Source organism: Bradyrhizobium sp. USDA 3262, assembly GCF_054060035.1.
This window is the reverse complement of the sequence record NZ_JBSSCT010000001.1, coordinates 7,648,634-7,662,332: the sequence shown is the minus strand read 5'-3', so window position 1 is coordinate 7,662,332 and position 13,699 is coordinate 7,648,634. Positions and strand designations below refer to the sequence as shown.

Annotated in this window: 12 protein-coding genes; 5 read left to right on the top strand and 7 right to left on the bottom strand. The window is 65.5% G+C overall.

Translation table 11 applies throughout. The features are described 5' to 3' along the window. Positions 1-4: 4 nt before the first annotated feature. The 4 genes from ACVWYP_RS36195 to ACVWYP_RS36180 form a co-directional block, all read right to left on the bottom strand. Positions 5-328: a non-heme iron oxygenase ferredoxin subunit gene (locus ACVWYP_RS36195; protein WP_304496671.1), complete on the bottom strand. Its 324-nt coding sequence runs from the start codon at positions 326-328 to the stop codon at positions 5-7. 8 nt (positions 329-336) lie between these two features. After that, positions 337-855, bottom strand: coding sequence for an aromatic-ring-hydroxylating dioxygenase subunit beta (locus ACVWYP_RS36190; RefSeq protein WP_304496670.1), 519 nt, complete (start codon positions 853-855; stop codon positions 337-339). Beyond that, complete coding sequence (locus tag ACVWYP_RS36185) at positions 852-2,225, bottom strand: aromatic ring-hydroxylating oxygenase subunit alpha (protein ID WP_304496669.1); 1,374 nt, start codon at positions 2,223-2,225, stop codon at positions 852-854. The genes ACVWYP_RS36190 and ACVWYP_RS36185 overlap by 4 nt, the downstream gene beginning before the upstream one ends. Before the next feature lie 244 nt (positions 2,226-2,469). Further along, complete coding sequence (locus ACVWYP_RS36180) at positions 2,470-3,366, bottom strand: LysR family transcriptional regulator (RefSeq protein ID WP_304496668.1); 897 nt, start codon at positions 3,364-3,366, stop codon at positions 2,470-2,472. Between the two features lie 109 nt (positions 3,367-3,475). On the opposite strand from ACVWYP_RS36180, the gene ACVWYP_RS36175 reads away from it, so the two are divergent. From ACVWYP_RS36175 to ilvA, 5 genes are all read left to right on the top strand, one after another. Next, positions 3,476-5,095 carry an FAD-dependent monooxygenase gene (locus tag ACVWYP_RS36175; RefSeq protein WP_304496667.1) on the top strand — a complete coding sequence of 540 codons (1,620 nt, stop codon included), beginning with the start codon at positions 3,476-3,478 and terminating at the stop codon, positions 5,093-5,095. Positions 5,096-5,106: 11 nt separating this feature from the next. Beyond that, a complete protein-coding gene (locus ACVWYP_RS36170; protein WP_304496666.1) occupies positions 5,107-5,898 on the top strand; it encodes an alpha/beta fold hydrolase in 792 nt (263 codons plus the stop codon). Positions 5,899-5,916: 18 nt separating this feature from the next. Continuing rightward, positions 5,917-7,335 (top strand): MFS transporter, encoded by a 1,419-nt coding sequence (locus ACVWYP_RS36165; protein ID WP_304496665.1) that lies wholly within the window; start codon positions 5,917-5,919, stop codon positions 7,333-7,335. Positions 7,336-7,354: 19 nt separating this feature from the next. After that, positions 7,355-8,545 (top strand): M24 family metallopeptidase, encoded by a 1,191-nt coding sequence (locus ACVWYP_RS36160; protein ID WP_304496664.1) that lies wholly within the window; start codon positions 7,355-7,357, stop codon positions 8,543-8,545. A 331-nt stretch (positions 8,546-8,876) separates the two neighbouring features. Then, positions 8,877-10,418: a threonine ammonia-lyase, biosynthetic gene (gene ilvA, locus ACVWYP_RS36155; protein WP_304496663.1), complete on the top strand. Its 1,542-nt coding sequence runs from the start codon at positions 8,877-8,879 to the stop codon at positions 10,416-10,418. Positions 10,419-10,442: 24 nt separating this feature from the next. Here the strand turns inward: ilvA and ACVWYP_RS36150 are convergent, their stop codons facing one another. Genes ACVWYP_RS36150 through ACVWYP_RS36140 form a run of 3 tightly spaced genes read right to left on the bottom strand, consistent with a single transcriptional unit; the run spans position 10,443 to position 13,628 of the window. Next, positions 10,443-11,471, bottom strand: coding sequence for a class II aldolase/adducin family protein (locus tag ACVWYP_RS36150; protein WP_304496662.1), 1,029 nt, complete (start codon positions 11,469-11,471; stop codon positions 10,443-10,445). Between the two features lie 10 nt (positions 11,472-11,481). Continuing rightward, positions 11,482-12,351, bottom strand: coding sequence for a TIGR01459 family HAD-type hydrolase (locus ACVWYP_RS36145; RefSeq protein ID WP_304496661.1), 870 nt, complete (start codon positions 12,349-12,351; stop codon positions 11,482-11,484). Then, complete coding sequence (locus tag ACVWYP_RS36140) at positions 12,348-13,628, bottom strand: FGGY-family carbohydrate kinase (RefSeq protein ID WP_304496660.1); 1,281 nt, start codon at positions 13,626-13,628, stop codon at positions 12,348-12,350. The genes ACVWYP_RS36145 and ACVWYP_RS36140 overlap by 4 nt, the downstream gene beginning before the upstream one ends. Positions 13,629-13,699 lie beyond the last annotated feature (71 nt).

Here is a 13,699-nt window from a genome sequence, read left to right as displayed (position 1 = left end):
TGCTTTATGCCGGCAGGCAGACTTCCAGCCGGTCGCCCGCCAGGCGTACCGGATAGGTCTGGATGTCGATCTCGACCGGACTGGTCAGCGCCTCGCCGGTCCTGATGTCGAAGCGGCCCATGTGCAGCGGGCATTCGATCTCGCAACCGTCCAGAATGCCGTCGGACAGCAGCGCCTCTGCATGGGTACAGATGTTGCTTGTGGCGTAATACTCGTTGCCGACGCGATAGAGCGCGATGTGATGTCGGCCGATTTCGATGCCGTATGGCTCGCCTTCGTTCAGCGCGCTGAGTGGGACACCGTCGTGCCAAGTGCCTTCGTCTGCCATATACCCTCTCAAATGCTGTAGAAATCGAGCACGGTCGGGACGCGGTCGTTGACCAGCGTGATGACCTTGCGCGCGATCTTCCAGGTCACGCCGTCACGCCGCAGCGTGTGCTCATAGCGCCCGTGCCGCAGATGCTCCTTGGCGACGCGAGGGTCGTAGACGTGGACCGAGAACACCGAGTGGCAGGTGATCTGTTCAGGCCCGGTTTCGGACGCTTCCAGGTTCGAGATCTGGTGCACGGTGCGCGGCAGCGGCAGCGCGGTGATCGATTTGCGCGACTCGATTCGCGCGATCCGCTCTTCCAGCCCGCGGCGGGCGTCGTGGTAGAGCAACGAGACCTGCGTGTCGGGATCGTTGGTGGTGGTGTACTCGTCGAGCCAGGCCGGCACCCAATAGACGGCATTCTCGCTGTACATCGCGACCCAATCGGCCCATTCGCCGGTATCGAGCAGGCGCGCCTCGCGGAAGATGGTCGCGGCTGCGACCGCGGGGGCATCGGTTTGTCTGATTGCGCTGGCAGCCATCATGCCGTCTCCCCGGCGGCGTGCTGCAACAGCCTGCGCCACTCGCGATACCCGGGATGGAAGTTCGTCTCGCCGCCGAAGCTGGTGGGACCGAACGACCATTCGGACGGGGTTATGCCGAGCTCGCGCGTGTGCGCGCTCTCGCCGTGGCCGACCTCCGCGACGCCGCGCAGATAACCCTGCGTGGGCGCGGCGGTCGTCGCGTCGTAGCCGGTCTGGCAGAACTCATACATGACGTTGTCGTCCGAGCTGGCCAACCCGGAGGCATTGAAGAAGTCTTCGTAGTTGCGAATGCGAAGCGTGCGCGCGGCGGCACTTTCGCCGACCGGAGCAAGGCAATGCGACACCATCTCGGTCTTGTCGGGCGCCAGCGGCCGCCAGGTTCGCACCTGCGCCGACAGGATGTCGATGACCTGCAGGTTCGGAAAGATCGTGAGGTTGCGCTGGCGCAGCATCCACTTGGCGCGGGTGCTGCCGACGCGCTGCCGCACGGCGTCGAGACGCGCCGCATCCATGCCGAGCGGCCGGCCATAGAGCTGCGTGCGCTTGATCGACCAGTTGACGGCGTGGCCGTAATCGAAGCTGAAGCTGCCTTGCCCTTCCTGCTCGCCTTCCGGCTCCGCAGTGAATCCGGCATCCGGTCCGGCGCTGGCATTGCGCTTCTTCAGGATATCGACGTAGGAGCTGTGCGTGGTCGCGAAGTGATAGTAGTCGAGCCCGTTCTCGAACTGCAGCTTCCAGTTTGCGTCGAACGTGTAGGTGCTGGCGCCCGGCACGAACTCGACCTCGCCGCTGTCGCTCTGATCGATGATGAGGTCGAGGAACGCGCGGGTGTCGCCGAGAAATTCCTCCAGCGGCGGAACGTCGACTGAGAGGCTCGCGAACAGGAATCCGCGATACGAACCCAGCCGCGCGACCGGAAGCAGGTCGTGATTGCTGTTCGAGAACGACGGCGGATACTGCCCGCTCGCTTCCTCCGTCACGGAGATGTTGCGCCCGCCCGAATCGTAAGCCCAGCCGTGATAGCGGCAGACGTGAAACTTCTGCCGGCCCTGCTTGAACGGACAGACGATCGTTCCGCGATGCCGGCAGGTGTTGAGGAAGGCGCCGACTTTGCCCTCAGCGCTCCGCATCACCAGAATGGGATGCCGGCCGATATGGGTGGTGACGAAGTCGTTGGGCCGGGCGATCTGGGATTCCAGGCCGATGAAATTCCACGTGGCCTCGAAGATATATCGCAGCTCGGCGTCGAACACGTCCGGATCGGTGAAGATCCGACGATCGACTTCGAAGATGCGTTCGCCGGGGCGGTCGTCGATGAGCCGGGAAATCTCGCTCAGCCTTGCCGCGTGGGTCTGCGAAGCAGCGTTCATAACGTCCTCCCTTCGACTAACCGCCGGCCGCGAAAAGTCGCCCGCAGAGCCGCGTCACGGCTCGCGTCTTCTCACGGCGGGAACAGCCGGCTTGATCGCCAATCTTGGAATGACTCTATAGTTGTCATGACAACTATGGTCAAGCCGATTGGTCGATCAGAGCTGGAGCCGGACGCAACGGATACGGCCAGCGCGTCGGGCTACAGCGAGGAATGAGCAGACCGCTTGGCGTGGAGCGGCGGGTTCAGCTCTTGCGCGTCGCCACCGTTAGGATAATTCCCTCATCGATCAGGGCGCGGCAGATTTTCTTCAGAACGGCAATTGCTTCGCGCGTTGCCCGGCTCACCGGCCGCCCGCGCGGCAGCGCCAGCACGCGCTCGGCGCGCATCCACGGCAACAGCGCCGCCGACAGCACGCCGGCGGCCACCTCCTGGTGAATGCCCGAGAAGGGCAGCAGCGCGTAGCCGAGTCCCGATGCCACCATGCGCTTCATCGGTGTGCTGTTGTCGACCCGCACCGCGCAGAGCATGGTCGACGGGAACGGGTTGCGACTGAGCGGGGCCACCGCGGATGGCAAGGCGTCGAACTCCTTGCGGGTCAGTCGGCCGCGCTTCAGCAGCGGATCGCGCGACGGTCCGATCAGGAATACCTGCTCGACGACCAGCGTTTCATAGTCGAGATGATCGTTGGGCGACGGCGTCGTCACGATCGCCAGATCGAGCTCACCGCGCAGCAGGCGCTCGGATGCGCTTTCCGTCGGGCCCTCGCTCAGTTCGAGTCGCACGCGTGGAAATTGCTTGACGAAGGTCTGGGCCAGCGGCGGGTAGAGGATATCGCCGAGGCTCGGTGGCGCGCCGATCCGCACCGTACCGCTCGGCTCCCGATTTTCCGTGCGCACTTCGGCCTTGATGTCGTCGATCGTCCCAAGCAGCCAGCGTCCGCGCGCGAGCAGCACCTTGCCGGATTCCGTGACCGAGACCCCGCGCGCGCCGCGTTCGAGCAGGGCGCCGCCGAGTTCGTCTTCGAGTTCCTTGACGTGGCGGCTCAGCGCCGACTGGGCGATGTTCAGCGTGCTCGCTGCGGCGGCAAAGCCGCCACGCTCGGCGACGGCGACGAAATAGCGGATCTGCCGCAGGTCCATGACGGGCACTCCATCTCAAATCGAGATGGATACCATATCAAACATATTCTTGTGAGATACAAAAAAAGGAGCAGTCTCCTCGCAACGATCAAACGGAGGAGAGACGAGGATGGGCATCGCCACCGATGAGGCACGCCGGACGTCCGTATTCATCGCCGGCGGCGGGCCGGTCGGCCTTGCGATGTCATTGCTGCTCGATCGCTTCGGCATCGACTGCGTGGTGGTCGAGAAAAGCCCGACCACGACCGATCATCCCAAGTCGCGCGGCTGCTGGGTTCGCACCATGGAGATCTTCCGGCAGTGGGGGATCGAGCAGGCGATCCGCGACCGCGGCCTGCAGGACAACTCGGACATGTTCGTGTTCCTCGACAGCATCGCAGGTCACGAGTTCGGCCGCACCCGTCCCGAGCCGAATGTCGGGCATACCCCCGCCTGGAAGAGCCTGGTCGCTCAGGACGCCGTTGAGGAGGAAATCCTGCGGGTGGTCGAAAAGTCCAAGCACGCCACGGTTCTGTTCAACACGGCCTGTGAATCGTTCGAGGAGACCAACAGCGGCGTCAACGTCACGACACGTTGCGAAAAGACCGGCGAGGTGACGCAGTGGACGGCGACTTACCTGATCGCCGCCGATGGTGCAGGCAGCCAGACGCGGCGCAGCGCCGGGATCGAGATGGTCGGGCCCTCGACGCTGGCGGTGATGTCGAACGAGTATTGGCGTTCCGATCTGTCGCGGCTGCCGATCGCGCGCGAGGCCGCCGGCTTCATCATCGTCCCTGACAAGTCCGATCTGCCGCGCGCCGGCATCCTGAACACCAATGGCCGGGATCGCTGGCTGACGGTGACGCAGATCGGCCTGACCAAGGACGATCGCGAGCGACCGTGGACCGACCAGGAGTTCATCGAGATCGCGCGCGGGCATGTCGGCATTCCGGACCTCGACGTCACGCTTTTGAACCGCTCGATCTGGCGCGTCAGCATGCAGGTGGCCGAGACCTTTCGAAAGGGAAGGGTGTTTCTCGTCGGCGACTGCGCACATCGCTTTCCGCCGACCGGCGGCTTCGGCCTGAACTCCGGCGTTCAGGACGCGCACAACCTCGCCTGGAAGCTCGCCTTCGTGCTGAAGGGCCTCGCGGATGAAAAGCTGCTCGACAGCTATTCCAGCGAACGCCGCCCGATCGCGCAATCCAATGCCAATTTCAGCTACGGCAACAGGCTGCGTTTCGGGCTGACCGACGACGCCGTGCGGTCGCGCAATCCGGACCGGATCAGGTTCTGGATCAACGACATGGACAATCATTTGCACAGCATCGGCCAGAACCTCGGCCACAACTACGAGGGGGGCGCGGTGATCCCCGATGGCACCGTCGCGAAGGCGTTGAACTCCCGCTACTACACGCCGACCGACCGTCCTGGCGCGCGCTTTCCGCATATGTGGCTCGAGCCTTCGCGCAAGAAATCGACGCTCGACTGGTTCGACAAAGAGTTCACCGTCGTCGCGGGCCCACTCGGCGGCGAGTGGCTGGAAGCGGGAAAACAGGTATCCGAGAAGACCGCCTTGCCGCTGTCGCTGAAGCAGTTGCCCTCAGCCGATCCGGCGGACGGATTCCAGCTGGGCATGCGCGGCGCCGTGCTGGTGCGCCCCGATGGGCATGTGGCGTGGCGGATGCCGTGGCTTCCGTCGGATCCGGCGAAGGAACTGGCCGGCGCGCTTTCCACGCTGCTGCATTGACGGGGGCTCCGATGCAATCGTTCGAATCCAACGGCGTCGTCACGGCGTTTGAGAGAACCGGACATGGCGAACCGATCGTGCTGCTGCATGGCGGCGAGGCCGATCATTCGATGTTTGACGGCCTCGCGCCTGTCCTGGCGGCAAACTTCACGGTGATCGCTTACGACCAGCGCGACTCCGGCGCCACCAGGAATCCTGCGTCGGCCTATTCGCTGGCCGACCTGGCTGATGATGCCGCGGCCTTGATCATGGGGCTCGGCTACGATCGTGCCCATGTCTTCGGAACCTCGCTGGGCGGGCAGGTCGCGCAAGTGCTGGCGGCCCGCCATCCCGGCAGGATCGACCGCCTCATCCTGAGCAGCACCTGGAAGGTCAACAGAAGCCCGCTGGACGTCAATGCGGATGTCTTTCGCAAGCTCGCTTCCTACCGCGCGGACACCATCGCCAACGCACCGAAGATTGCGGAGTTCTTCTTCCCGCCGGATTATCTGCGCGCGCGGCCAGAACTCATCGACATCTTCCGTGGCTCCAGCCGCGACGACGGCCAGAAGGCGCGACGCGGCGCCTTGCTCGCGCAGCCCGTCGACGCCGATTTGACAGGCTTTGATCGCCCGACGCTGCTGCTGGCGGGCGGCGACGACCGGCTGATCCCGAATCCAGAGACATTTGCGCTCGCCCGCGACCTTGCCTGCGTCGAGACCAGGATCATCGCGGACGCAGGTCACGTCGCGTCGATCCAGGCTCCCGAGCGGGTTGCGGAGGCGGTGACGGCATTCCTGAATTCAAAAAAGAAGGCGGCTTGACAACAACAGGGGGAGACCATGGCTGAGCAAGCGAACGCAGTGCCGTTCGATGAAGCGCCGGTGACGGCGCGCTATTGGCTATCGATCATCATCTTCGCCGTAACCGGCGTCGTCGATTTTTTCGACTTCTTTGTGGTCGGATTTCTGGTGTCGGTGCTGGCGCCGAAGTGGCACCTGACGTTTGGGCAGACCTCGATCATGCTGATGAGCGCCGGCATCGGGGCGATGCTGGGGGCGTTCGTCGCGGGCGTCCTCGCGGATCGTTTCGGGCGCAAGCCGCTGGCGATATCAGGCGTTCTGCTCTGCGGCCTGACCTCGGGCGCGATCGCGTTCATTCCGGAAGACGGCTGGGTTGCGTTTGCGATCCTGCGCTTCTTCGTCGGCTTCGGCCTTGCCGCGGGCGCGGCGGCGGCGGTTCCTGCCATCGTCGAATTTGCGCCGACCCGTCATCGCACGCTGGTCACGAGCCTCGTGGTCGTTCCGGTCGCCCTTGGCGTGCTTTCGGCATCGGTGACGGCGAGCTTCCTGCTGCCGCTGGTTGGCTGGCGTGGATTGGCGGCGGTCGGATTCTTGCCGATCATCCTCGGGATTCTGACCATGATCATCATGCCGGAATCGCCGCGCTGGCTCATCAGCAAGGGCCGCGTCCGCGAGGCGCAGGCGAGCATCCGGAAACTCTACCGGGTCGGCGGCGACGCGTTCGTCCTGCCCGCGCTGCCGCCGGCGAGCTCCGCGACATTTGCCGATCTGTTTGCCGAGCAACGGCGCTTCTGGCTGACCGTCCTGATCTGGTTCGGCGCCAGCACGGCGAATTACGGCGTGTTCTTGTGGGGACCGACGATCGTGGCGCTGCTGCTTGGCGTCGCGCCCCAGGATGCGGCGAAGATGTTCATCTATGTCAGCCTCGCCGGCGTGCTCGGCCGGACCGGCTTCGCTTTCCTCGCCCATCGGATCGGCCGCAAGCCCTGCGGCCAGTTGATGGGCTACGGCACCGCGGTGTCGCTGGCGCTCGCCGCCTATTTTCACAACGACTTTGCCGGCTCGGTACCGTTGTTTCTGGTCTTCCTGGTCGTCGGCGCCGTGTTCTTCGACGGTGGATTTTCGAACATCGGGCCCTATCCGGCGGAAATCTTCCCGGTCCAGCTTTCGGGGCGCGCGGTCGGCCTTGCCCAGCTCTCGAACGGGATAGGCAAGATCGTAGGTCCCCTGTGTCTCGCATTGATCGGCGGTGCGGACAATCTCGTGCATCCAGGTGCGACCGCCTCGGCAGTGATGCCGGCGTTCTGCTTTCTTGCCGGCGCAGGCCTCTTGATCGGGCTCGCCTTTACGTTCCTCGGCGTCGAGCCGCACGGGCGTCCGGTGACCCTGTTCGGCGAAAACGGGGGCACGGGCGCTGCACCGAAGTCGCTGGCCGCAAAAGCGGCAGCGGGACAGTGAAAAGACGAAAGGGCATACGATGGACCATGCGCTCGACACGATCGCAACGGCAGCGCCGTTCGATACCGCAAAGCTCGATCGGCTGATGGATGAGGCGGGGCTCGACATCCTGATCGTCACCTCGCGTCACAACGTGCAGTATTTGCTCGGTGGATATCGTTTCTTCTTCTTCGACGTCATGGAGGCGATTGGCACCAGCCGCTATCTGCCGGTGTTCGTCTATCAAAAGCGACACCCGGAGAATTCCGCCTACATCGGCAACCGGATGGAAAAGTTCGAGCATGAGCTCGGACGGATATGGGCGCCGACTGTCAGAGCAGAGGCGTGGGGAACGATCGATGCGGTCGACCTCGCGATCGAGCATGTGAGAAAGCGCGGGGGCGCGGCCCTGCGTATTGGCATCGAGACAGGTTTCCTGCCGGCCGACGCCAGGGATCATCTGCTCTCGGGCTTGAACAACGCCGAATTCCGTGAGGCCCATTTCACACTCGAGCGCCTTCGTGCCGTCAAATCTGCCGCCGAGCTGGACCTCATCAGGGAGGCTTCCGAACGGGTCGTCGATGCGATGATGGCCGCGTTCAAGGTCTGCGCGCCAGGCATGACCAAGAATGACGTCGTCGCTCGTCTGCGCCGCGAGGAGCAGGAACGTGATCTCGTCTTCGAATATTGCCTGATTGCCGCAGGCAAGAGCCATAACCGCGCGCCGTCGAACCAGCGTCTTGCGGAAGGCGACGTGATCTCGATCGATTCCGGAGGAAACTACCAGGGCTATATCGGCGACCTCAGCCGCATGGGTATCCTGGGTGAGCCCGACAGCGAGCTTAGCGAGTTGCTGCAAGAGATCGAGGACATCCAGCAGGTGGCCCGCCGCGCGATCCGGCCGGGCGCCATGGGTGGCGACATCATCGCGGCGGGCGAGGCTGCCGTCAAATCCTCTCCGCAACGCGCGGTGCTCGACTTCACCGCGCACGGCATTGGGCTGGTCAGTCACGAAGCGCCGCGCCTCACCGCGACCGGCCCGGTCCCTTACGCGCCGTATGACGCCGACCGGCCGCTCGAATGCGGGATGGTGATCTCGATCGAAACCGCGCTGCTGCATCCAGCGCGCGGTTACGTCAAGCTCGAGGACACGCTGATCGTCTCCGAGGTGGGCTGGGAGGCGCCCGGTGACCATGGCAGGGGGTGGAATTCATCGCGTCTCATGGCGTGAAGCGGTCAACGCCAGGGCGGCATTTTTGGCTGGGTCACCGATGCAGCTGCGGTGCTGGAGGCGCTCGCCAAAGTTCGGAATACTAGAAATATATCCCTGAGTTGCCCGACGTGTCAAGTTGCCCGGTCGACGCCGGCCGCCGCCGGCTACTTTGCATGGGGTTGTTTTCGATATTTTGGCAGCGGCTGTCTTTGCTTCACTCCGGCCTCCGGTCATGCGATGCTTCGAGCTGGATGTAGCGGCGGCTCCGTGCCGTCTGCTCGTCAGGTCGGCGCCGACGATGGGCAGGTGCAACCGATAAGGATTGCCTCCCATCGACAGAAGCGACCCGATGACCGCTAACGCGCTCCGCGACTACGCCCAAAGCATCCTGACCGCACGGGTCTACGACGTGGCGGTCGAGACGCCGCTCGATCCCATGCCGCGGCTCTCCGAACGATTGTCGCGCACGGTGTTGCTGAAGCGGGAAGACTTCCAGCCGATCTTCTCGTTCAAGCTTCGCGGCGCCTACAACAAGATCGTCAGGCTGCCGGACGCACAGCGCAGGTTGGGCGTCGTCTGCGCCTCGGCGGGCAATCATGCGCAGGGGGTCGCGTTGTCGGCGCGCAAGCTCGGCATTCCGGCGACGATCGTCATGCCGAGGACGACGCCCGCCATCAAGGTCGAGGCCGTCCGGCGTTTGGGCGGTGATGTTGTCCTGCATGGCGATACGTTCGACGACGCGCAAACCAAGGCCAGGGAGATCGAGGCTGCACGTGGTTTGACCTTTGTGCATCCGTTCGACGATCCCGATGTGATCGCCGGCCAGGGAACGGTCGGGATGGAGATCCTGCGCCAGCATCCCGATCCGATCGAGGCGATCTTCGTGCCGATCGGCGGAGGCGGACTGGCGGCCGGCGTGGCCGCCTTCGTGAAATTCCTCAACCCGTCGATCAAGGTCGTCGGCGTCGAGCCGGCGGACGCCGCGTCGATGGCGGCCGCGCTCGCCAAGGGCAACGTCGTCGCGCTGGATCAGGTCGGACTGTTCGCCGACGGCGTCGCCGTCCGCAAGGTGGGAACCGAGACCTTCCGGCTCTGCCGCGACCTGCTCGACGAGGTCGTGACGGTGGACACCGACGCCATGTGCGCCGCCATCAAGGACATCTTCGACGACGTGCGATCGGTCGCCGAGCCCTCCGGGGCATTGGCGCTCGCCGGCCTCAAGGCCTACGCCGAGCGCGGCGCGCTCAGTGACGGCAGCCTGATTGCCGTCAACAGCGGGGCCAATCTGAATTTCGACCGGCTGCGCACCATTGCCGATCGCGCCGAGGTCGGCGAACACCGCGAGGCGCTGCTTGCCGTGACCGTGCCGGAGAAGCCGGGCAGCTATCGGCACTTCATCCGCATCCTCGGCTCGCGCGCGATCACGGAATTCAACTACCGCTTTGCCGAGACCACCGCGCCGGCGCAACTGTTCGTCGGCATCGCGCTGAGCCGCGGCGAGGTCGAGAAGCGGGAGGTCATGGAGCTGCTTCGGCGCGAAGGCTATCCGATCCTCGATCTCAGCGAGAACGAGATGGCCAAGGACCATGTGCGCTACATGGTGGGCGGTCGTGCTCCGTTGCTCAAGGACGAGGTCATCTACCGCTTCGAGTTTCCGGAGCGTCCCGGCGCGTTGCTGAAATTCCTCGAGAGCCTGGCGCCCGACTGGAATATTTCGCTGTTCCACTACCGCAATCACGGCGCTGACTACGGACGCATCCTGGCGGGAATCGAGGTCAAGCCTCACGAGCGCGCCCGGTTCGTTCAGGCGCTGGATGCGCTCGGCTATCCCTACTGGAACGAGAGCGAAAATCCGGCCTACCGGCTGTTTCTCTCCGCCGAGAAGGGATGAAGCACCGCTTCCGTCGACCAACGGTCAGCGATCGGCCGTCAATTGCTGGCGGTAGCGCTCGGCGTCCCAATTCAGCAGCGCATGCTCGTTCTCTGCCGTCAGATAATTGACCCGTGCGGTCAGGGGCAAGCGGCAGGTGACCAATGCGAGACAGCTCAGCATGGCTTCCGCGCCGTCGCTCGCATCCTCGCGGATGAGGCTGCCGAGGTCGGGGACGAGCAGGGCAACCGGTGGCGGCAGTCCGTTCGCGGTGGTCTGCGCGATCATGACGCTCAGCTTCTCGCGATGCTCTAGGACCGGCAGGCCCGGGCCAAGGAAGACGACGTGATCGGGATACAGCGAGCCGCTGGTCGCGATCGCGCGGCTGTAGCGGTCGGTGGCAATGTCGTGGCCGCGAGGATCTCGCGGCAGGCGGTAATTGGTGCCGTCGCAGATATTTCGAAGCGTGTCATGATCCGCAGCCGGCGCGCGACGCTGCTCCAGTGCTAGGCGCTTCTCGACGTCGGCGACCAGGGCCTCCGCCGCGTCGCAGGTGGCTGCACCGACCACCAGGCCATGATTGCCGAGGATCAGGACGTCGACCGTATCCTGCGCGATTGCCGCGCTGACCGCGCGTGCGAGCGGCAGCCCCGGGTGGTGATAGTCGAGGTAACGCCACGCCAGTCCGTCCAGGCGCCGGGCAAATTCGTCGCGGGCGTCGGTGCGCACCGCCCATGCGATGGTGTTGACGGAATGGACGTGCAGCACGATCCGCTGCGGCATCAGCGCATGCAGCGAGGTCTCGATCGAGGCGCGCAGCGTCGTGGCGGCGTTCGGCGCCAGCGGCACGCGTTCGTCGCCATGCATCAGCGCCGCGCGCGCGGCCGACAGGGCGACCGGGACGAAAATCTCCTTGTCCTCGGCATCGGCGAGCCAGGTACCTGACGCCTTCACCCACAGCACGTCGCCATCCTTGACCGACGAATTGCCGCCGGCGCCTTGCACCAGAAGGATATTCCTGCCGACGCGTGCCGACATGCGGCGCAGTTCATCCAGCATTTGAGGCGGTCGCATCGGGCTGTTCTCACCAGGTCAGATGGTCCATCGTCCAGTGCGGCATCCGCGCCGCTGTGCCGGCTACGGTCTTGATCGCCCGCGGCAGATCGCTCGCCTGCGCAAGCGTCGCGCGGTGGGCGCCGGAGCCGATCAGCAGGGTCAGCATGCCGGCGGTCTGTCCACCGGCGATATCGTGATCGAGGGAGTCGCCGATGACGAGGATCCGGTTCGGCGGCGGCCGTCCCAATTGATCGCGCGCGGCGGCAAACATCGGTGGATACGGCTTGCCGACGAACAGCACGGTGCCGCCGAGCGAATGGTAGAATGCGGCGAGTGCGCCCGGCGCAGGGATCAGCCCCGCGACTCCGAACATCACGAGATCGGGATTGGCGCACAGCATTGGCAGTTGGCGCGCGGCAGCGGTTGCCAGCGGCTCACGCCAGCGCTCGGGCTCGGCCGCGTCATCGTCGAGACCGCCGAGCAAGATGAAGTCGGCGTCGCGCATGTTCGAGACCACCACGAGGTCGGTGCCGTCGACGATCGAGTGGTCACCATCGCGCGAGATCAGGAAGCAGGCGCGTCCGAGCTCGGCAAAGGGAGCCTGCTCGCGCGCATGCAGGCCGCGCCAGGTGACCTCGCCCGAAGACAACACGCCGTCATAGGCGTCGGGCGGCAGGCCGAGCGTCGCGAGCCGCCGCTGGTTGCTGCCGGCGCGCTTGCCGGAATTGGACAGGATCAGGATGCGCTTGCCGGCTTCGCGCAGCCGCGCCACGCAATCCAGCGCTGCGGGGAACACCGCCAGTCCCTCGTGCAGCGTGCCCCACTGGTCGAGCAGCACATGATCGAAGCGGTCGGCGATGGCGTGAAGGCCGGCGATCGCGGTCGCGTCGGCCTTCATGGCGGGCCTCCGTTCAGCGCGAGCAGTGCGGCGCCGTAGCTTGCTTCGGTCTGCTCGGCGACCGAGACGGGAACGCCGAGGACGCGATGCCTGATCCGGGTCCATGCGTCGTTCTTCGCGCCGCCGCCGATGCCGATGACGCGGCGCAGGCGCGGCGCACCGAGCCGCGCCAACTGGCGGTAGGCCAGGGCTTCGACCGAGGCGATACCCTCGAGCAGCCCCTGGAAGAATCGGCAGTCCTCAGCCGGACGTGGCGTGACCCGCGCGGCCAGCGCCGGATCGGCGATCGGAAAGCGTTCGCCGGGCTTTGGCAGCGGATAGTAGTCGAGCCCGGTCGGCTGGTCCGGCGTCATCTGCGGTGTCAGCCGTTCCATCTCGGCGGCGGTGAAATGCACCAGCAGCGCGGCGCCGCCGGAGTTCGAGGCGCCGCCGGCGAGCCAGCGCTCACCGAGCCGGTGCGAATAGACGCCTTGGTCGGCCGCGAAGATCGGCTGGGTTGCAAGTTGCTTCACCACGAGCGTGGTGCCGAGCGAGGTGACGGCATCGCCCGGCTGGTCGGCACGCGTCGCGACGAAGGCCGCAACGCCATCGGTGGTGCCGGCGGCGACCTGCGCTGTTGGCGGCAGTCCCAGCGACCGCGCGACCTGCGGATCGATCTCGGCGAATGGCGTGCCCGGCACCAGCACGTCGGGCAGCAGATCGTCGCGCACGCCGAGCTGGTCAAGCCAGGGCGGCCAGACGCGCGCGACCGGGTCGTAGCCGAGCTTCAGCGCGTTGTTCTCGTCGCTGATGCCGTGATGGTTCGCGAGCCGGCCGGCGATCCAGTCCGCCTGGTGAACGGCATGGCGCGCATCGCCGATATAGTCATGGCTCAGCAGATAGAGCAGCTTGGCGAGCGCGCTGCTCGCGCCATGCGCGCCGCTCTCGCGCGGAGCGGCCGCCGCCACGCGCGTCGCCTCGCGCGTGGCGCGTGCATCATTGTACATCAGCCCCGGCGAGCAGGGGCGGCCGGCGGCGTCGACCAGCAGCAGCGTGCCCGACGTACCGTCCACGACGATGCGCGTGACGTCGCCGAGACCGACGCTCCCGCCGAGCTTGCGGATGGCCGCCACCGTAGCCTGCCACCACAGCTCCGGTGTCTGGTCGATGGCGTTGCCGTCGACGCGCGGTGCGGGCAGCGCGACGGCAGCGAAGCCGAGGATGCCGCCCTGCGGATCAATTGCGCAGGCTCGCACGCCTCCGGTTCCGACATCGATGCCGAGATACAAACCTCCCATGCGACCTCATCGCTCTCTGGTGCGCGCGACGACGTTGGTTGCGCTGCAGCACGTTTGGGGGATTGACGCCC

Bases quoted from the DNA above. Each gene is read 5' to 3' on its own strand.
- ACVWYP_RS36195 (WP_304496671.1), bottom strand. From the start codon at position 328: ATGGCAGACGAAGGCACTTGGCACGACGGTGTCCCACTCAGCGCGCTG.
- ACVWYP_RS36190 (WP_304496670.1), bottom strand. From the start codon at position 855: ATGATGGCTGCCAGCGCAATCAGACAAACCGATGCCCCCGCGGTCGCA.
- ACVWYP_RS36185 (WP_304496669.1), bottom strand. From the start codon at position 2,225: ATGAACGCTGCTTCGCAGACCCACGCGGCAAGGCTGAGCGAGATTTCC.
- ACVWYP_RS36180 (WP_304496668.1), bottom strand. From the start codon at position 3,366: ATGGACCTGCGGCAGATCCGCTATTTCGTCGCCGTCGCCGAGCGTGGC.
- ACVWYP_RS36175 (WP_304496667.1), top strand. From the start codon at position 3,476: ATGGGCATCGCCACCGATGAGGCACGCCGGACGTCCGTATTCATCGCC.
- ACVWYP_RS36170 (WP_304496666.1), top strand. From the start codon at position 5,107: ATGCAATCGTTCGAATCCAACGGCGTCGTCACGGCGTTTGAGAGAACC.
- ACVWYP_RS36165 (WP_304496665.1), top strand. From the start codon at position 5,917: ATGGCTGAGCAAGCGAACGCAGTGCCGTTCGATGAAGCGCCGGTGACG.
- ACVWYP_RS36160 (WP_304496664.1), top strand. From the start codon at position 7,355: ATGGACCATGCGCTCGACACGATCGCAACGGCAGCGCCGTTCGATACC.
- ilvA (WP_304496663.1), top strand. From the start codon at position 8,877: ATGACCGCTAACGCGCTCCGCGACTACGCCCAAAGCATCCTGACCGCA.
- ACVWYP_RS36150 (WP_304496662.1), bottom strand. From the start codon at position 11,471: ATGCGACCGCCTCAAATGCTGGATGAACTGCGCCGCATGTCGGCACGC.
- ACVWYP_RS36145 (WP_304496661.1), bottom strand. From the start codon at position 12,351: ATGAAGGCCGACGCGACCGCGATCGCCGGCCTTCACGCCATCGCCGAC.
- ACVWYP_RS36140 (WP_304496660.1), bottom strand. From the start codon at position 13,628: ATGGGAGGTTTGTATCTCGGCATCGATGTCGGAACCGGAGGCGTGCGA.